General features: G+C 70.8%; 10 protein-coding genes. 7 read left to right on the top strand and 3 right to left on the bottom strand.

What is annotated here, in order from left to right; genetic code table 11:
* Positions 1-186: 186 nt before the first annotated feature.
* Positions 187-321, bottom strand: a complete 135-nt coding sequence (locus tag ACIPSJ_RS26095) for a hypothetical protein (protein ID WP_401349463.1) — start codon at positions 319-321, stop codon at positions 187-189.
* An 89-nt stretch (positions 322-410) separates the two neighbouring features.
* The gene (locus ACIPSJ_RS26100) at positions 411-629 is read right to left on the bottom strand and encodes a hypothetical protein (RefSeq protein ID WP_401350105.1); all 219 of its coding nucleotides are present in this window, start codon (positions 627-629) and stop codon (positions 411-413) included.
* A 298-nt stretch (positions 630-927) separates the two neighbouring features.
* Between ACIPSJ_RS26100 and ACIPSJ_RS26105 the strand changes: the two genes are divergently transcribed.
* From ACIPSJ_RS26105 to ACIPSJ_RS26120, 4 genes are all read left to right on the top strand, one after another.
* Complete coding sequence (locus ACIPSJ_RS26105; RefSeq protein WP_401349466.1) at positions 928-2,502, top strand: hypothetical protein; 1,575 nt, start codon at positions 928-930, stop codon at positions 2,500-2,502.
* Between the two features lie 790 nt (positions 2,503-3,292).
* Entirely contained in the window at positions 3,293-9,373 is a 6,081-nt protein-coding gene (locus tag ACIPSJ_RS26110; protein ID WP_401350108.1) for a DNRLRE domain-containing protein, read from the top strand.
* Positions 9,374-9,487: 114 nt separating this feature from the next.
* Positions 9,488-9,856, top strand: a complete 369-nt coding sequence (locus ACIPSJ_RS26115; RefSeq protein WP_401349468.1) for a hypothetical protein — start codon at positions 9,488-9,490, stop codon at positions 9,854-9,856.
* Between the two features lie 383 nt (positions 9,857-10,239).
* Complete coding sequence (locus tag ACIPSJ_RS26120; RefSeq protein ID WP_401349471.1) at positions 10,240-10,671, top strand: hypothetical protein; 432 nt, start codon at positions 10,240-10,242, stop codon at positions 10,669-10,671.
* A gap of 548 nt (positions 10,672-11,219) precedes the next feature.
* Here the strand turns inward: ACIPSJ_RS26120 and ACIPSJ_RS26125 are convergent.
* The gene (locus tag ACIPSJ_RS26125) at positions 11,220-12,350 is read right to left on the bottom strand and encodes a S8 family serine peptidase (RefSeq protein WP_401350110.1); all 1,131 of its coding nucleotides are present in this window, start codon (positions 12,348-12,350) and stop codon (positions 11,220-11,222) included.
* Between the two features lie 624 nt (positions 12,351-12,974).
* On the opposite strand from ACIPSJ_RS26125, the gene ACIPSJ_RS26130 reads away from it, so the two are divergent.
* The 3 genes from ACIPSJ_RS26130 (at position 12,975) to ACIPSJ_RS26140 (ending at position 19,754) form a co-directional block, all read left to right on the top strand.
* Positions 12,975-14,021: a lytic polysaccharide monooxygenase auxiliary activity family 9 protein gene (locus ACIPSJ_RS26130; protein WP_401349473.1), complete on the top strand. Its 1,047-nt coding sequence runs from the start codon at positions 12,975-12,977 to the stop codon at positions 14,019-14,021.
* Between the two features lie 537 nt (positions 14,022-14,558).
* Entirely contained in the window at positions 14,559-16,202 is a 1,644-nt protein-coding gene (locus ACIPSJ_RS26135; protein WP_401349474.1) for a flavin monoamine oxidase family protein, read from the top strand.
* Between the two features lie 828 nt (positions 16,203-17,030).
* A complete protein-coding gene (locus ACIPSJ_RS26140; RefSeq protein ID WP_401349475.1) occupies positions 17,031-19,754 on the top strand; it encodes an AAA family ATPase in 2,724 nt (907 codons plus the stop codon).
* Positions 19,755-19,823 lie beyond the last annotated feature (69 nt).

Here is a 19,823-nt window from a genome sequence, read left to right on the forward strand (position 1 = left end):
GAACCGGGAGGCCGGGTACAGCGCTGAGGGAAGGCGGTGATCGGAGACGTTCACTACACCGGTGTCTCGCGTGTCTCGCGCGGAGTCCGGACGGACCCTGGCCCGCGTTGCTGCGGCAACCGCGCCGGCCGCCGACCTCGGGCGCCCACTTCGTGTGCCGTGGTCGTGGCTGACGCCATCAAGTCGTCACGCCGTGTCCGGTACTTCCATGAGTGCGCGTTCGGCCGGGTCGATCACGGTGGTGTTCTTGGCGATGTGGCCTTCGGCGACAGCCGAGACCGGTGCGCTCGGTGATGTCGGCCCCGGCACCACGGGCTTCATCGGCCGACGGCCGGCAGCCGGACTCCGGCCCGTCGCGGTGTGCGTCGAACAGCGCGTCTGGCTCCGCCCGTGAGCGTGAGGATGACTCCTCATTCGTCCCCCGGCAGGTGAAAGTAGACGGTGCCCGACCGCCAAGGGCCGTGCTCGGTCGGCTCCGACTCGATCACCACGTGCTGGATCTCCGCCGGGCCCAGCGCCTCGATGGAGTCTGCCAGCCGTCGCAAGAGAGCCGGCATGCTGTCGCAGCCGGGGCCGGCGGGGTTGGCCTGCGAGAAATGGCGGGCGGTCCAATGCGCCGGGGTATCCATCACGGACTGATCGTAAAACCTGCCGGCTCCTGGTCGGCAGCCGCCCTCTGTGCCGGCCGGCGCAGGTCCCGGGGCAGCCGGGACCGTGATCGACCGGACAGCTCCTCAGGTCGGCACGAGCCCGTCGCCCCGCTCGTGCACCCCGCGCTCGCCCCGGCCTGGAACGGGTTCCTGAGCTCCGCCGGGCGATCCAGGGATTCCGCCGACCCTGCCGTCCCGGACACCGGCGTGAGCCGGGCCGTGACACCGTCCGGCGTCAAACATCCCGTCACTCTGGCGCCATGGCAGAGTAACCGTCGTGCACACGTCGAAGCGCGTCACCACCAAGTGCCGGCGAATACCGGGCAGAGGTGCCTCGTGCCCGATCCGGTCCTTCCGGTCGGCGGTCGAGGTAGTGGTTCTCGTCCTCGGCGTGCTGGCGGGGCTCCTCGGCTGCTCGGCCTCGTCGGACACAAACCGTCCCGAACTTGATGTGCCCTCCGTCTTCTACGTCTCGCGTGATCCCGAGAACAGCCCGACGTCGAGGTTCGGCATCAAGGAGCGATTCGCGGAGCAGGGATCGGGCCACTACACGGTCGCCTTCGACGCGACGGACCTCCGGGGCGTCGCCGTCCTCAAGACGGGTCAGGACGACTGCCCGGTCCGGCTGCCCACTTTCCGCTGCGGTGGCGAACCGGTCGATCGCCGGCACGGCGGAAGCGGGCAGTCCTTCCGCGTCAGTCCCGCGGACGGGGCCGAGGCGGGCGACTCGGCAGTGCTGCGTTACCGGTTGACCTCGCCGGGCCTGCCGAGCGTCACGGCGAGCACCCGCATCGTCGTCGGCAAGCCGGCGCTGTCCGTCGAGACTCGGGCGGACCGGGCCGGCGTGGCGCCCGGCGGACGGGTCGCCGTCTCGCTGACCCTGCGCAACACCGGGGACGTCCCCGCTCGCGGAGTCTCGCTCTTCATCGGTACCCGCGACGGTCTCCGGATGGCAGGCAAGCACCGCAACTGCCTTTATCGCGGCACCACATCGGCCTGGTGCCGGCTGCCCGCCGATGATGTCGTCATCCCGCCCGGAGCGTCCTACCACCTCGCCGCTCCCGAGGCTTTCACGCTCGCCGACGACGCCACCTACCCGACCGTCACCTTCGAGGCCGCCGCCCTCGGGGAGGACTACGTTCCGCCGGAAGAGATCGCCTCGCAGTACGAGTCCGGACAGGGATCCGCACTCCGCTACGTCCCCGGGGCCGGCCAGGCGGACGGCAAGGACAGGGGAGCGCCGCAAGCGACGGGCGAGAGCGCAGCGCACCTCCAGCTCGCCGTGCGCAGCACCAGCGACCTGGTCGCGCTCGCCGACACCGCGAGGGGGCCCGTCGGCAGCCGGGCCGACGTGCGGGTCGGCGTACGCAACGACGGCCCGGGCGCCCTTCCGGCCAAGGTCAAGGTCGAGTTCGCGGTTCCGGCGGGCACCACCGTCGTGTCGTCGCCGTACGACCCCGAGCGGGACGAGGAGGTGATCGACCAGGTCTGCCGGGCCCTCGCCGCCAACGGCTCGCCCCTTGCCGAAGCGTCCGTGAGGCAGCCGAGCGCCCGCCGGTACGTGTGTACAGCGGAGGCGGGGAAAGCGGGAACCACCACGACCTTCCCCTTCACCCTCCGCATCGACAAGGAGATGGCGCATCGTGGCGGGCGGGTCACCGTCGCCGACGGCGACAGCCACCACCCGAGCAACGACCCGGAGACCGCCAACGACAGCGCCGACGTCGCGGTGTCCGTGTGGCCGGGCCCGGCTTGGGCCACTCCTGGCCTCTGCGCGACTGCCGGGATCGCCCTCGGGGTGTTCGTCCTCGTCGCGGCTCTGGCGACCTGGAGGCGCCGGCGCTCACGCTGAGCACTGTGAGCGTGGCGGCTCCCTCACCGCCACCGTCGCCCCGTGCGCCCCGCCCAACGAGGCGTCCCACGCCGTCCCGAGCCTGACGGCATCGCCTTGGCCGACGCCCCGTTCTCGAGCGCCGAGCAAGTCGTCGACGACCTGCTCGCCGGGTACGACAGCGCACTCGCCCAGGCCGCTTCTTCCGGATCACCTCGCTGACCAGATGAAGACGGCGGCGAGGTGGAGTCCGGCGAGGTGGACAGGTGCGCTCTTGTCGCAGTGGGCGGCCGTCCCAGCGAAGCCGATGCCCTCCTTGGCCCGCCGAAATGGGGATCACTGCCCGGACGCCCCCGTGATGCCGCCGCCGGCCACCCCGCTTGCGAGCCCGGTCCGTTAGTAGCGGCTCAATCCCCGCCCACTGAGCATCCCTTGACGGCATACCCGGACCACCGACCGACTGATCCGAACGAATCCGCCGAGGTCGTCCGCGACGCCGACTTGGCCGTCCAGGACGCGGCCGCCGCCGTCGAACTGGCCGCCAATTCGACGGCAGTTCAGGGCACACCGCACCACCAGGTGACGCACATCACTATCACGGTCGGCCGCCACGGATCCACTTTGCGATCGCTTGACTGTATTTACCTTCTTTTTGCGCAAGGTAGCTTCACAGGGACATCACATCTGTGATGCGTCAACGAAGTGAAACGACCGGAGAATCATGGTGATTCAGGATCCTGCGTCCCGCAGACGCAGACGTCTCTGGTCCGGGGGAAGCACTCGCTGGATAGCGGGAGGTCTGCCCCTGGCCCTGGCTGTCACATTGTTGGACGGCGCGTATGCCGCGGCTGCCACGACACCTCGAAGCCTCAAGGCTGATGCGCCGAAGAAGGCGGTGGCCACACAGGCCCCGGACATCCCGTCCGCGCGAGTCGCCGCCCGGCTGTCGGGCAAGCGTGTGGAGGCGCTCTCGGAGCGTACGGAGACCTCCACGACATGGGCGAACAAGGACGGTTCGCTGACCGCCGAACTCACCGCCGGTCCCGTCCGGTTCCGGGACGAGACCACGGGGGAGTGGCGCGACGTCGACCTGGACCTGGTCCAGGAAGAGGGCGGGGCCGTCGAACCCGAGGCACACCCGGGCGGGCTGCGCCTGGCCGGCAGGACCGGGACCCCCGCGAAGTCGCTGAAGGCCGCGCGCGAGGCCAAGGCCACGGACCTGGTGACGCTGGGCGAGGGCGATGAGCAGATCACCCTCCAGTGGAAGGGCGGGCTGCCGAAGCCGAAACTCGCCGGGACGCGAGCGGAGTACACCAACGCCGTTCCCGGCGCGGACGTGGTCGTGGAAGCCACACGGACCGGCTTCGAGCAGTTCGTCGAGATCAGGCAGCGCCCCGCTTCGGGCGACTACTCCTACACGCTGCCGCTGAAGGCGAAGGGCCTCAAAGCCAGGCAACTCGCCGACGGCAGCGTCCTGTTCACCGACAAGAAGAACAAGAAGCGGGCGGTGATGCCCGCACCGGTGATGTGGGACGCCACCGTCGACAAACGGTCCGGCGAGCACACCAACCGATCCAAGGTCGGCCTGAAAGTCGTTCAGAAGGGCTCCACCGTCGACCTGGTCGTCACCCCGGACGCGAAGTTCCTCACCGCGCCGGACACCCAGTACCCGGTCACCGTCGACCCGTCCACCTCCTCGCTGTCCAACGTCTTCGACACCTACGTGCAGCAGGGCGAGACCGTCGACTGGTCCACGGACACCGAGCTGGACCTGGGCAACCCCGGCACCACGAACGCCGACGGCACCCCGCGTACGGCGCGCTCCTTCATCTCCTGGAACACCACACCCGTCCAGGACGCGCTGGTCCTGGACGCCAAGCTGTCACTGTGGAACTTCCACTCGGGCAACAACACCGACTGCGCGCTCCACCCCTGGGAGGTGTGGTCGACCGGCGCGGCCTCGACGTCCTCGCGCTGGACGGCGCAGCCGTCGTGGACGGCGAAGAAGGCCACCTCCACCGAGACCCGGGGCAACGCCACCTGCACCGCGCAGCCGGACGGCTGGATCAACGCCGACGTGACCACGCTGGTGCAGGAATGGGCCTCCGCCAAGGCCACCCGTGGCCACCTGGGCCTGCGCGCCACCTCCGAGACGGCCGCGGCGCAGTGGAAGCGGGTCAACTCCGCCAACGCCGCTTCCAACCCGCCCAAGCTGGTGGTGAACTACAACTACCGGCCGCGCACGGGCACCAAGCAGGAGGCCGGCCCGCCGTACTTCTCCTACGGCGGCGCCTACACCGTCAGCACCACCACGCCCACCCTGCGGGACACGTTCGTCGACGCCGACGGCGACAAGGTCAACGGCACCTTCCAGATCTACGACAACGCCACCAACACACAGGTCGGCGACGTCATCGTGTCGAAGTACGTACCCTCAGGGCAGGTCGCCTCGGTGACCGTCCCCTCCGGGGTGCTGGCGAACGGCAAGACGTACAAGTTCCGTACCAGCCCTTACGACGGGGCGCACTACAACACCGGCTGGTCGGCGTGGAAGACCTTCACCGTCGACACCAGCGCACCCTCCGCCCCCTCGAAGATCACTTCGACGGACTACCCGTCGAACGCCTGGGTCAAGGGGGCAGGCCAGGTCGGCGCCTTCACGGTCACTCCTCCGGCCGCTGACCACCAGTGGCTGGAATGGTCGCTGGACGGCGTGACGTGGACCAAGGTGACCACCGGCGGATCGAGCGCCGACAAGAGCATCTCCGTCACGCCGCCGCGCGACGGCACCCACACCCTCCAGGTGCGGGCGGTGGACAAGGCGGGCAACGACTCCGAGGCGATCGAGTACACCTTCCACGCCGGTCCGGGCGGCTTCGTCCAGCCCTCCGAGGGCCAGCGCACCGCGCGCCGCCTTCCCCTGGTCGCCGAGGCCGATGCCGGCAAGTACGACAGCGTCTCCTTCTCCTGGCGTCGCTCCGCCGCCGACGCGTGGGTGAAGATCCCGGCCGGCGACGTCACCAAGGACGGTCTGGCGCTCTCCGCCTGGCCGGTTCCGCTGACCGGCGGCAAGAACGCGGCGCTGGTGTGGAACGCCACCGACACCGTCGATCCGGACGGCAACATCGAGATCAAGGCCGACTTCACCGGCCCCAGCTCCGCCTCCGGCAGCACAGAGCCGCTGAACGCGGTGGTCGACCGCACCGCGGACGACGCCGCCGCCGAGGAGGTCGGCCCCGGCTCGCTGAACCTGCTCACCGGCGACTACACCCTGAACGCCACCGACGCATCCGCCTTCGGACTGGCGGTGGAGCGCACCACGTCCTCCCGCACCCCCAACGGGGTACCCGAGGGCCAGGCGCCGATCTTCGGCAAGGAATGGGCGAGCGGCACCGCGGCCGAGCTGTCGGGCTCCGAGTACAGCCATGTGAGCAAGGTGTCCGACACCGCCGTCGACGTGGTGACACTCGACGGTGACGCCATCCACTTCACCGCCAACTCCGACCGGAGCGGGTGGACAGCCGAGCCCGGCGCCGAGGACCGCACGCTGACCGGATCCACCTCGGGCACGTTCACACTCACCGCGGACGACGGCAGCGTCACCGTGTTCACCAAGCCGACCGGAGCCACGACCTGGCAGGTCTCCACCACCAAGAACGACGGCCAGAGCGACTCCACGACGTCCATGGACTCCGAGACGGTCACCGTCGACGGTAAGGAACTGGCCCGCCCCACCTGGGTCTACGCACCCACCTCGGCCACCACGGTGGCGGCCTGCAAGACCGATCACACCACCAAGGGCTGCCGCGCGCTCCAGTTCGTCTACGCCACCTCCACCACCGCCACCGACAGCACCTACGGTGACATCTCCGGGCAGGTGAAGGAGATCCGTCTGTGGTCGACAGCGCCCGGCGCCACCACGGCCACCTCCAAGTCGGTGCAGATGTACCTGTACGACGGCTCCGGCCGACTGCGCCAGGCATGGCACCCGCAGATCTCGCCGTCCCTGAAGACCGAGTACGCCTACGACAGCAGCGGCCGTATCACCAAGCTGACCCCGCCCGGCGAGCTGCCGTGGACCTTCACCTACGGCAAGGCCGGCTCCAGCAGCGCGGCCGGCGAGGGCATGCTGCTCAAGGCATCCCGCCCGGCGCTCGCGCAAGGCAGCGCGGACACCGTGTCCGGCGAGGCGGTCACGTCCGTGGTCTACGACGTACCGCTGACCGGCACCGCGGCCCCGAACTCCATGGGCTCGTCCAGCGTCAAGGCATGGGGGCAGAAGGAAGCGCCCACGGACGCGACCGCGGTCTTCCCGGCGGACGCCGTGCCCGCCTCGAACGCCGGCAGCGCACTGACCGCCGCCGACTACAGGCGAGCCACCCTCCACTACCTGGACGCCTCCGGCCGCACGGTGAACACCGCCGCCCCCGGCGGGCACATCGCCACCACCGAGTACGACCAGTTCGGCAACACCGTGCGCGAACTGACGCCCGCCAACCGCGAGGTGGCCATCGGCACCACTGCCGCCGGCACCGCGGCCCGCGGCGACCTGGGCATCGCGGCCCTGCCGTCCGCCGAACGCGCCCAACTCCTGTCCACCACCCGCACCTTCAGCAGCAAGGGCACCCGCCTGCTGGAGGAGTTCGGCCCGCTGCGCCGGGTCGACCTGACCGCGGACCTCAAATCCGGCACCACCACGCTGGCCACCGCCGGCGCCTCGGTGACGGCTCGGGCCTGGACGGTCCACGACTACGACGAGGGACGTCCGACCGACGGCAGCGCCGTCATCCGGGACCAGCTCACCAAGGTCACCACCGGCGCCGAGGTCCGTGAGCACCCGGGCATCCAGGGCGAGACCCGTGCTGTTCAGACGGCCTACGACTGGACCAAGGGCCTGCAGACCAAGACCGTGGAAGACCCGGGCGGCCTGGCCATCACCACCACGGTCGAATACGACGCACAGGGCCGCGAGACCAAGCGCGTTGCGCCCGGCGCCGGCGCCACCGACGCCACCAGCCGGGTGACCACGTACTGGTCCGCGACCGGCACCGGCAGCTGCGCCGGCCGTCCCGAGTGGGCCGACCTGGTGTGCTCGACCGGCCCGGCCGGGGCGATCACCGGCGGCGGATCCAACCCGACACAACTGCCGGCCAAGACCACCGAGTACGACTGGTGGGGGAACCCGGCCAAGACGTCCGAGACCGCGAACAGCTCGACCCGGACCACCACCATCGGCACCGACAACGCGGGCCGCACCACCTCGGTGAAGATCACCGGCGGCGTCGGCACGGCCGCACCGGAGGCCGGCACCACCTACGACACGGCCACCGGCCGCCCGACCAGGACCGTCTCGCCGACCGACGGCACCATCACCACCGGCTACGACAAGCTCGGCCGGATCATCTCCTACACCGACGCGGACGGTGGCACCACCACCACCGAGTACGACCTGCTCGACCGCCAGGTCAAGCGCGGCAACAACATCCCGTCCACGGTGAACTACACCTACGACCACACCGCCGAACCCCGGGGACTGGCCACCAAGGTGGTCGACTCGGTGGCCGGTACCTTCCTCGCCTCGTACGACGCGGACGGCAACCTCACCGAGGAGGAGCTGCCGGGCGGCTACACCCTGGCCCAGACCCTCGACGCGGACGGCAACGCACTGGAGCGGACCTACACCCGCGACAGCGACGGCACTCTCGTGCAGTCCGACACCGTCACCCGCTCCATCCACGGCCAGGTCGTCTCGGACGCGCAGGTCACAGGGCAGAACTACCGTTACGACGCGATCGGCCGCCTGACCTCGGTCGAGGACACGGCCGAGACGGTGTGCACCAAGCGCACCTACACCTTCGACGCACGCTCCAACCGCAAGAGTCTCACCAGCGCCACCGGTACCCCCGGGACGGACTGCCCCACCTCAGGAGGCACCACCACCAACTACGCCTACGACAGCGCCGACCGGCAGGTCGACACCGGCTACACCTACGACGCCTTCGGCCGCACCACCGCCCAGCCGGGCGGGGTGACCCTCGCCTACTACAACAACGACCTGATCCGCCAGGAAACCGTCGGCGCCAAGCGACAGACCTGGCAGCTCGACGGCACCCAGCGCATCCGCTCATGGACCGTCGAGACGAACAGCGGCGGCACCTGGGGCACCACGGAGTCGAAGGTCAACCACTACGACTGCGGCTGCGACAGCCCCGCGTGGACCACGGAGGACAGCCAGGGCAACGTGACCCGCTACGTGGAGTCGCTCGGCGGCGGCCTCGCCGCCACCACCGGCAAGACCGGCGGCACCGTTCTGCAGCTCAGCGACATCCACGGCGACGTCTCCGTCCAGCTCCCGCTGGACACCGGCAAGGCTCCCACCGTCCAGGACACCGACGAATACGGCAACGTCCGCGCCAGCAGCGTGCCCGCACGCTACGGCTGGCTCGGCGCCCAGCAACGCTCCGGCGAGACACTCTCCGGACTCACCCTGATGGGCGCGCGCGTCTACGACTCCACCACCGGCCGATTCCTCCAGCTCGACCCGATTGCCGGCGGCGGTGCGAACGCCTACGGATACCCTCCGGACCCGATCACCATGTACGACCTGAACGGCAAGGGCTGGTTCTCCTGGGGCCGGGCCTGGCGGATCACCGTGTGCGTAGGCGCCGTCCTCTGGCTGCTCGGCAGCTCCTACTTCGCCGTCACCAAGATCCGCAGGATCTGGCGCGTCATCAAACGGTGGGGCGGTGTCCGCGCCGCCGTCACCCGCGTGATGAGCGCACGCACCCGCTACCTGAAGATGGAGCGCCTGGCAACCATGCTTCTCACCGCCAGCGCCACGATCCTGGGCATCGACACCGTCTACGACAAGTGCGTCAAGACCAAACTGTAGACACCGGGTGCCGTCGGCACTGAAACCGACGGCACCCGCTGCCCCCACCCCTGCTACCGCAGCCGCTCCGGCCGGGACCGTTCCCGGCCGGAGCGGCTGATGAGGAAATTCCCCATGGACTCACCCACCCCCCTCCTGGTCGCCCCGGCGCTGTTGTGGACCGCGGTCGCCGCGATCTCCCTGATCACGTCGATCGCGCTCTCCGTCCGGGCCAAACGCCGGAACACGTCCTCCGACGCCTGGAACCCGATCGACACGGACTTCCGGGCTGTCGCCACAGGCGCGATCGCCGGATACGCGGTCGCCGCCGTCATCGCCGGCCAGTTCTCTCCCGGGTCCGCCGCATTCAGCATCCTGTGGCCGGCCATGGCCGGATCGGCCCTCACCTACACAGCAGGAAGACGCACCCGCTCCTGGCCCCACTGGGCCGGCGCCGCCTTCGCCGCCGCCGGCGCTGGACTGTACGGTTCCCTGTCGGCGTGACAGACCGCCCGGCGGTCGCGAACACCAGCCACCAGAACCCCCGGGCTCTGATGTCACCTGTGTCCCGGGCCCCCACCACCGCAATCCACACAGCGAGTCTCGCGTGAGCCCGGCGGCAACTCCCCAGCCGACCGGGCTCGCGGCGCGCGGGGACGGCCGGTCAGCGCGTTCTGTTCCCTTGCGCGGTGACGAGCCTCACTCAAGTCCCCCTGACCAGCCACTTCAAGAGGGCACAGCCTCAGCGCAGTTCGCAGCCACGGAGCGCCACGGAGCCCACGTAGGTTTCCGAAGCCCGATCGCCGGACAACGGAAAGTCATATGCGGCGCGGTACGGCCCCGCCCTGCCAGCGGTAGAGGTCGCGCAGCAGGGAATTCTCGGCGCCGTGACGGACCAGCTGACGGAGTTGGCCACCGGCGCCCAGGGAGCGGAGGCGGTCGGCCTGCTGCTGGCCGCGATCGCCTCCCGCACCCCGCGCGCCATCGGTCCCGTCCCGCCCGACGCGGGTGAGTTCGCGGACGCCGGCCTCGACGAGGACGGCGTGGCTGTCCCTGATGCGGGCGAGCGCCGAGCACCCCCGGCTCTGGCGGACGCCGAACGCGCCGCCGGACACCCCGGCAGCGAGGACGCGCTGCTCCCGCCCGCGCAGCCGGTCACCCACCCCGCCGGGACACGGCGGGATGCGGCCGTACGACGGTACGCCTGCGCCCTCCTGGAGGCCGCCGCGGCCCAGCCCGCAGACGAACACCCCGACGCGCTGCGGGCATTGAGGCAAGCACTGGTCAACGCCGGCGACATCGACGCAGCCCGGGTCTGAACCGTCGCACAACGGCGCCGGGCAGCCGTACACGCGCCCGCCGGCGGGAGCGCTGGTAGCTCGTCGGTCAATCATTCGGATGTCACTGACGCTGGAGAATCGCTCCCATGACAAGCGGAGCGACTCCGCATGCGACGGTCGATCTTCGTGTGGGCACTTCGGTTGCGATGGTGTTGGACGACCCCGTACTCCCGGCGGATACCACCGGTGTGGTTGAGGTCGCGTACGACGATCCCGCAGATGGTTTCGATGCAAGGCTGGGCGGCGGGCAGTCGGTGAACGTGCTGCGTGTGGGGCTGGACTCGGTTGTGTCCGGGCGTGAGCGCGAGATCAACCAGCATCCGCACCAGCCCTTCCGCGCACGGCAGCGCGTCGCCCCGCGCGGTCAGACACGCGTACGGCTCCGACCAGAAGTGCGACACTTCCGCATTCCTGTATCAGCAGGTCAAGTGCCGTCAGTTCGAAAGGGCCGCCTTGCCCGGCCGTTGGTGGAACGATCATGGTGACCGTTCCACCAACGAGATTCTGCGCGGTGTGTGCTCGGCCCGTCAGAGGCCGTTGGTGAAGAGCAGCTGATTGGGGCTGTTGTCGCTCAGGTTCTGGATGGTGTCCTTCGTGGACTTGTCGGAGAGGAAGTTGGCGACCTCGGCCGGGAGTGCGTTGGGGTGCTCGGCTTTGTAGAGGGCGGCGACTCCGGCGACGTGCGGAGCGGCCATCGAGGTGCCGTCGAGCGCGACGCTGCCGCCGCCGAGCTTGGCGGAGACGATGTCCTTGCCGGGGGCGTAGATGTCGAGGCACTCGCCCCAGTTGGAGAAGTCGGTCTCCTCGTCGTAGCGGTTGGTCGCGCCGACCGTCACCACGCGGGCGGCGGAGGCGGGCGAGACGCGGCAGGCGTCGATGTTGCTGTTGCCCGCCGCGATGACGGGCAGGACGCCCTGATTGGACACGGCTGTGGCGGCGTTGTTGACCGACTCGAGCCGGTCGCCGCCCAGGGAGGCGTTCAGGACGGCCGGCTGGTGCGCGTTGTTCGCCACCCACTCGAAACCTGCGATGATCCCCGACCAGGCACCCCTCGACTCACAGTTGAGGACCCGGACGCTGACCAGGTTCACCTTGCGTGCCACTCCGAAGGTGCTGCCGCCGACCGTGCCCGCGACGTGTGTGCCGTGGCCGTTGCAGTCCGCGCCGTTGCGTCCGTCGCCGATCGCGTCGAAGCCGCGCTGGGCGCGGCCCCCGAAGTCGGGGTGGGTGAAGTCGATGCCGGTGTCGAGGATGTACGCGGTCACTCCCTGCCCGCTGCCGTAAGCGCTGAAGTTGTTGTCGAGCGGCAGGGCGCGCTGGTCGATGCGGTCCAGCCCCCAGGAGTGGGCCGGCGATCTCGTCTGGCCCTCCTTGGAGCGCACCGGTGGGGCGCTGGCCCAGCCGTCCTCCTGGACGGAGCGCACCCCGCGGGACGTGCGGACGGCCCTCAGCTGCCTCGGCGTGAGGGCCGTGGCGAACCCGTTGATCGTGCGGGTGTAGGTGAACTGCGGTTTCAGCCCGGCGGAGTGGGCGAAGTGCTTCGGGTCGAGAGCCGTGCCGAGGGTGACGATGTAGTGGCCCGGGATGGCGTGGGTGGTCCTGAGCAGCGGGGCCGGGGACGGCTGTGGAGCCGAGGCGGAGGCCGTGCCGGCCGTCATGGGGCTCAGGGCGAGGACGGCCGCGGTGGTCAGGCGCGCAGCCGTGAGGAGCAGACGCAAGAAGGACTCCCTGGGGTACGGGGGGGATCGGTGGGGCGAGCCGCGCCCGGCACCTGTGACGGATCCCGGGCCACGGCCCTTCGCCTGTATCGGGTCGTCATCGCAGACCCCTTGAGCCACTCGCCGCCGCTTGGCGGATGGCACACGCCCGACGCGCCCGCTCCGCAGCACTCGCTGCGGAAACGATCACTCGTGTCCGGCGTACGGTGCCCCGTTCCAGGGCACAGCGGCTCGGTGAATCCACCCTCACGGCTGACACACGCCAGCCGCGCTCGACGCATGCGCGGACGGCGAGGGCGAGGAGAGCGGGTTCCAGGAAGCGCGGGATGCGCTGTGACGGTGTGCGGGCGCCGGCCTGTCGGAAATGCGCGCCGATTCCCAGGCCGGCGCATCCGGGACTGAAGGCCGCGCCCATACGTGTCCGGCGCCGGCTGCGTGCGCATCCGATTCGCCGCACTTGCGGTATGCATATGCCTGAATACAGTGAGTAGTGAACTTTGGGGTGGTTCGGTGCGACGTCGTCGCGCTGGACCACCCGTTCTGTGCGACTGAAGGAGTACCCAGATGCTGTCCCAACCGGAGGACCTGCGCGCGGAAGCGACGTACCGCGACGACGGTGACGTCAAGCTGGAGGGCGTCTCTCTCACCTGGCGGATCGGCGCGAACGCCCCCGACCAGGGCACCACCCAGCCGCCCGACTGGAACAACGGACATCCGGACTACCCGCACCACTACGAGGTATGGCTGGACGGACGACTGGCCCAGACGGTGGACCTGCACTGGGCGACCTGGTACCCGCACTGGCAGTCGGCCAACCGGCACTGGGTGTGCCTGGGCGAGACCCCGGCCCGCGAGGTCCGGGTCAAGGTCCGGGCCCGGCAGGCGGACGGCTCGTGGGGACCGTTCACGGACGAGCTCACCGTCGACACGTCCGCGTCCAAGCCCTACAGCGTGCACGTCCCCGCCCGCGCCGAGGACCGCGCGGAAGGCGGCCGCGAGCGGCACGGGAGTCTGGAGTTCCCGGTCAGCCGGGCGATCCGGGCGATCCGCGACGAGGACGACGCGCCGATCTGCCAGGAAGCACGACGGCTGAACACGTCCACCACCTGGCAGGAGGTCGTACCTTCCGGCACGGCCGGCAACCCGCCGTGGAACGAGGACCGCGGGTACCTGGAGTACCGCAAGTTCTTCCGGGGCGCGGACGTGGCATCGGCCGCCAATCCCGCCTTCAAGGGCCTGGACCTGGCGGGCGGGGACGGCCTGGGCGACTGGCCGACCAGCGCGCTGGAGGCCGTCGACGGCCGGCACACCTTCACCTACAACTACCGGCAGAACCACATGGGCCCCAAATGGACCCACCAGTGGTTCATCACCAAAGAGGGCTGGAACCCGGCCCAGGGCATCTCCTGGGACACGCTGGAGCCGACGCCCTTCATGGTCGAGTACCACGGCAGCGGCACGCACGCCGACCCGGAGCTGAGCTACACGACCGAGGCACTGGCGTCCCGGCGGGGACGTCACGCCATCGTCAACATCTGGGGCGGCGGCGACGCCGGACACGAGTTCAAGGGCGAGTTCTTCGTCAGCGTCTCCGACGTCGACTTCCGCTAGCCCTCCTGCCCGCCCGGCACAGCAGCGGTTCCGCCGACCGCAGGGGAGGCTCCTGAAGGCGGTCCGACGCCCGGCCGAGGGTCTCCGGCGCACGTCGGCCGGGCGTCGACTTCCCTTCCGTGCGCTTGCCCGGACGGCCGGCGTCGATGGTGTCCCGCTTCATGCCGCAGCCGATCGAGGCGCCGGAATCCGCGGGTCGGCGCCTGCTGCCGCGACGAAGCCGGCCCTCAACTCACCACAGCGGGACGCCCCACGGACCGCCGCCGCGCGGAGGCCGCGGGGCACCGAGGACCGGAACGCGAAACGCTGGATCACCCGCTCCACGCGGCTGGGCACGACCACGGCGGCCGCCCGCCACAGCCCCGGGACGCCCTGTCCGAGCGGCTTTACCCGCCACTCGCCCAGCCTCGCCTCCCCTCCGGAGCGGTCCCGTCCCCGAAGCCGCGCCGCGCCCGGCCACCCCGTCCGAGCGCCGCAGGCCATAGGTACCGGGCGAACCGCGAGCCGCACCACCCCACCCGACCCGAAAGGTGATCCATGAGCACCCGCACGTCCCGCACTTCCCCCGATTCCGCACAGTCGCTCTACCAGGCCATGTCCGGGCTCGCCGGCCCGCTGAGCTCCGGCGAGGGCAGCGCGCCGGACTTCACCACCGCATCGCACCCGGTAGCCGGCCGGGAACCGTCGGTACTGATCCTCGGCGCGGGCGTCGGCGGACTCACCGCCGCCTACGAACTGGGCAGGCTCGGCTACCGGTGCACGGTCCTGGAACCCCAGACCCGCACCGGCGGCCGCAGCCGCACCGCCCGCAACGGCGACAAGCTGTACGAACTCGACGGCAAGGGCAACAGCCCGGTACTGACCCACACCTGCGCCTTCGACAAGGACCTGTACCTCAACCTCGGCCCCGGCCGCATCCCCTACCACCACCGCCGGGTCCTGAAGTACTGCACCGACCTCGGGGTGCCGCTGGAGCCGTACATCATGGAGACCACGGCGAACGTCCTGCACCGAACGGGCCACACCCCGCCCGGCCGGCCCTGGCGCAACCGCCGGATCGCCAACGACACCCGCGGCCACCTCGCGGCCCGCCTGGCCGCCACCCTGACCGGGAACGACGCGTCCACCGCCCTGCTGCGGGACCTGCTGCACACGTTCGGCGACCTGGACGAGGACGGCGCCTACGACGGCTCCACCCGCTCCGGCTACACCGAACCCCTCGACGTCCACGCCTTCCCCAAGCCCGCGTCACCGCTGAGCCTGGACCAACTGCTCGCCTCGCAGTTCTGGAAGTACCGGTTCTACCAGCCGGTGGACTACCTGTGGCAGGCCACGATGTTCCAGCCGGTCGGCGGCATGGACATGATCGTCCGCGCCCTCACCGAGCGGATCACCTCCGCGTACGACGTGACCGTCGAGCTGGAGGCCGAGGTCACCTCCGTCGACCTGACGGGCGAGGGCGTCGGCGTCACCTACCGCTCGGGCGGACAGACGCTGACCACGAGGGCCGACTACTGCGTGAGCAACATCCCGCTGCCCGTGCTGAAGCAGCTCACGCTCACCGGCTTCTCCACCGAGTTCGAGAACGCCCTCCAGGCGGTGGACTTCGCGCCCACGTGCAAGGTCGGCTGGCAGGCCAACCGGCGGTTCTGGGAGGACGACCACAACCAGATCTACGGCGGCATCAGCTGGACCGACCACCCCATCACCCAGTTCTGGTACCCCTCCAATGACTACTTCTCCCCGACCGGCACCCTCACCGGGGCCTACAACTTCGGCGAACACGCCGAGAACATGGGCAAGCTCGCACCGGGCGACCGGCTGATCCTGGCCCGGGACGGCGCATCACAGCTGCACCAGGAATTCCTGGAGAAGACCACCGTGCCCCAGGAGCTCGGGGTCACCATCGCCTGGCACAAGGTGCCCCACCAGCTCGGCGGCTGGGCCGACTGGGACCCCTCCGACTCCGGCCACGAGGCCGCCTACAAGGAGCTCCTGGAGCCCGAGGGCGGCGACCGCTTCTACGTCGTCGGCGACCAGGCGTCCCCGCTGCCCGGCTGGCAGGAGGGAGCCATGATGTCGGCACAGTACGTCGTCGCCCAGATCCTCGGCCTCGTCCCCCGCGCCGCCCCCGCCACGGTCCAGGTCCCCGACGCCACCTTCCTCACCCAGGGACTCTGAATCCTTGTCAAGCGCCCGGAAGCGGCGCGAACGGATCGATCGGGCAGCTCGGACGGGCGGGTACGTCCTGGCCCAGGCGGGGGACTCAATCGGTAATCACCGTCAGCGAGTTGTGCCCCGCGCATGTCATGGCACACATGCCCACGGCAAGCGGTGCGACCAGCTTGAAGCGCACCCCGCGCCGATCGCGCGGATCGGGAACCCGGGCCGGCGCATCGAGCAGCCCCGGCGGCACCACCGTGTCGGTCGGAGAGCGTGGGCGCCGAGTTCAGCGCAGGAGGCGTAGGCGATGACGGAACTGCGAGCACGGCAACCTTGCGGATCCTGAAACGCCCGGCCCGCGTGCTCAGCCGCCGCACAGGTCCGGCGCGCTGAGCACGCGCATCCGTTCGGCCACCGTCCGTATGGCGGGCGGCCGTTGACGGCTCAAATCATGCGTTCCTACACTTCCACCCACGACGCACGCCGGTCGCCGACGTCGCACGTCGGCCCGAAGGCCGGCCGCGCGCCCCCAGCGGGGGGACGCGTCCGGGGTGGAACGGCCTGAGGATGGGGACGGCTATGCAGCGCGTGCACAGCGGTGCGGCACCGCTCCGACTGGTGGCCCGCCTCGACGTCGACCTGCGCCGCCTCGCGAGTTCTCTCTGTAGCTGACCCCTGGGACCCGACCCGGCCGGCCTCCGGCCGGGCTCAGCCTGGTTCACGCGCCCCGGCCGTGCCGCGCGGCGCGACTCGCCCGAGCCGAAGCCTCGCACGATGGGGACAGCCCAACGAAGCGCGTCCTGATCATGTGCCCGCGCCCCCAGGAGAGCGCAATTCATGTACGCGATGTCGATCCGACGTACCTCCTCATTCCACTCCCTCAGCGGACGTCGACACGAGACCGGCCGACTCCAGGCGGCGTGGGAACGCTGCCTGGACGGCCGGGGGAGCGTGGTGACGCTGCATGGCCCGGTCGGCAGCGGACGCACCGAACTCCTCGACGCCTTCGGTGAGTTCGCCGAGTCCCAGGGTGCGCACGTCCTGATGGCGGCCGGCTCCCCACTGGAGCGTGAGTTCCCGCTCGGCGTGGCGCGCCAGCTCTTCCAGAGCCCGCTGCTGCCCCCGGAGATCGTCACCGAGGCGGCCCGCCTCTTCGAGGACGGGCTCGACCCGGCCCCCGACCCCGCCTGGTCCGCCCACGCCGGCCCCGGCGGTCCCGGCGGTCCGGCCGCAGTCCGCCCCGCCCCCCACTTGCTGCACCGGCTCAGCAGCCTGCTCTTGGAGTACGCCCGCCACACCCCGGTGCTGCTCGCGGTCGACGACCGGCAGGACGCCGACGTGCAGTCCCTGGAGTTCCTGCTCTACCTGACCCGTCGCACCCGGGGCGCCCGCATCCTGACGGTGCTGTGCGCCCGGGAGAACATGACGCCGACCGACCCCTTCTTCGAGGTGGAGCTGGCCAGCAGGCCCAACCACGAACGCGTCCGCCTCGGCCTGTTCGGCCACGAGGCCATAGCCGACCTGCTCGCGGAGCGGCTCGGCGACAGCGCCCGCCGGCGCGCGGCCGAGGTGTACGAGCTCACGGGCGGCAACCCCCTGCTGGTGCGGGCCGTCATCGACGACCAGCCCCGCGCCGAGCCGACGGGCACTCTGGTGGTGGGCGAGAGCTACCGACGCGGCGTGATGAACTGCCTGCACCGCATCGACCCGCTCGCCCTGCGGGTGGCCCGGGGTGTGGCCGCCCTGGGACGCCCGGCCGGAACCGCGATGCTGGCCGAACTCCTCCTGCTCGCCAACGACTCGCCGGCCCGCGCCCTCTATCTGCTGCATGCCGCGGGCCTGTTCCGGGACGGCGGCTTCCGCCACCCCAGTGGAGGTGGCGACCTCCTGGCCGCGATGAGGCCCGCCGAACTGGCCGCCCTGCACCGCCGCGCCGCCGAACTCCTGCACACCCGGGGCGGGGCCGAGACCCACGTCGCCGAGCAGTACCGCGCCGCCGAGGGCCAGATGCGGGCGCCTTGGTCCACCGAGCGGACGCCCGCCCCTGCCCCTGGCGGTCCACCGCCCCATGGTTCCCGAGACGTGCCGAGGCCCGCCGCCGGCCAGTCCGGCCCCGCCCCCGAAGGCGACCGGCCCGTCGCCCCCGCCGACGACATCGTCATCCAGTGCGTGCCCGTCCTCCCCGGCGCCGACGAGGAAGTTCGGCCCACCGCGCGCGGACGGCGGACCGGCATCCGCCACCTGTTCTGGGAGGGCCGGGTCGACGACGGCTTGGAAGCACTGACGCATTACGAGGCCGAACACCCGAAGGGCCCGGACAATGCCGCCGGACTGCGCGCCTGGATCGGCTACTGGTACCCCACCCTGCTGCCGGACGCACCGGGCACCGGCCGTGGCGCCCGCGCGGACCTCACGCTTCCCAAGAATGCCGCACCGGACGGCGTACGTGTCCTCACCGCCCTGGCCGGCGGACTGGCTCAGCGCGAAGCCGTCGCCCACGCCGAGCACATCCTGCGCGAGAGTCGGGTCAGCGACATCGGAACCCGTTCGCTGACCGCCGCGTTGACGGTGCTGCTCTATGCCGACCAGCCGGGTCGGGCCGCCCGCTGGTGCGCGGCGGCGACCAACCGGCGCGGCCACGGTCGCGACGCGATCGAGGACGCGCTGCTGGCCGCCCTGACCGCGGAGGCGGCATTGCGCCAGGGGGACGTGCGGATCGCAGATGAATACGCCCGGGCCGCCTTCCAGCAGATCACGCTCCGCCAGTGGGGTACCGGAGTCGGCATCCCGCTCGCCACCATGATCGGCGCCCGGACGGCCCTGGGCCGCCACGAGGACGCGGCCCGCTATCTGGCCCTACCGGTGCCGGACGCGATGTTCCGCACCCCGGCCGGACTGCACTACCTGTACTCCCGCGCCGGGCACCTGCTGGCGACCGGCGACGCTGAGGGGGCGCTCGCCGACTACCGGCGGTGCGGGGAGACCATGGCCCGCTGGGACCTCGACCACCTGCCCGCCCTGGTGCCCTGGCGGATCGGTGCCGCCCGTGCCCAGCTCGCCCTGACCCGGCCGGGTGCCGCCCGCGCCCTGATCGAACGCCAGCTCGACGGCTTGGGTGCCGGACAGCCCCGGGTGCGGGGCATGGCGCTGCGCACCGGAGCGGCCACCGCTGAGTCCAGCGAGCGGACCAGCCTGCTGGAGGACGCCGTACGCGCCCTGGAGGAATCCGGCGATCAGCTCGAACTCTCCATAGCCCTGGCGGAGTTGAGTGCGGCGCACGGCGCGCTCGGCGACCCGGGACAGGCCAGGACAGCCGATCGCAGGGCACGGCACCTCTCCAGGGTCTCGGGCACCGCGCCGGTCCAGACCGACGACGAACTCAGCGAGGCCGAGCGGCGGGTCGCCGAGCTCGCCGCCGCCGGACTCACCAACCGGGAGATCGGGAAAAGGCTGTTCATCACGGTGAGCACGGTGGAACAGCATCTGACGAAGGTCTACCGGAAACTCGGCGTTCGACGCAGAGTGGAGCTGTCGCATTCCCTGGAACCCCGTCCCGGACTTGCCGGATGACGGCCCGTCCGAAGTCCCGGAGAATCTCCGGGCACCGGAGGACCGGAAAGCCGGGGAACGTGGATCCGC

Source organism: Streptomyces sp. NPDC090088 (genome assembly GCF_044747345.1).
Lineage (GTDB): Bacteria > Actinomycetota > Actinomycetes > Streptomycetales > Streptomycetaceae > Streptomyces.

Bases quoted from the DNA above. Each gene is read 5' to 3' on its own strand.
- ACIPSJ_RS26095 (WP_401349463.1), bottom strand. From the start codon at position 321: ATGAAGCCCGTGGTGCCGGGGCCGACATCACCGAGCGCACCGGTCTCG.
- ACIPSJ_RS26100 (WP_401350105.1), bottom strand. From the start codon at position 629: ATGGATACCCCGGCGCATTGGACCGCCCGCCATTTCTCGCAGGCCAAC.
- ACIPSJ_RS26115 (WP_401349468.1), top strand. From the start codon at position 9,488: ATGGACTCACCCACCCCCCTCCTGGTCGCCCCGGCGCTGTTGTGGACC.
- ACIPSJ_RS26125 (WP_401350110.1), bottom strand. From the start codon at position 12,350: ATGACGGCCGGCACGGCCTCCGCCTCGGCTCCACAGCCGTCCCCGGCC.
- ACIPSJ_RS26130 (WP_401349473.1), top strand. From the start codon at position 12,975: ATGCTGTCCCAACCGGAGGACCTGCGCGCGGAAGCGACGTACCGCGAC.
- ACIPSJ_RS26135 (WP_401349474.1), top strand. From the start codon at position 14,559: ATGAGCACCCGCACGTCCCGCACTTCCCCCGATTCCGCACAGTCGCTC.
- ACIPSJ_RS26140 (WP_401349475.1), top strand. From the start codon at position 17,031: ATGTCGATCCGACGTACCTCCTCATTCCACTCCCTCAGCGGACGTCGA.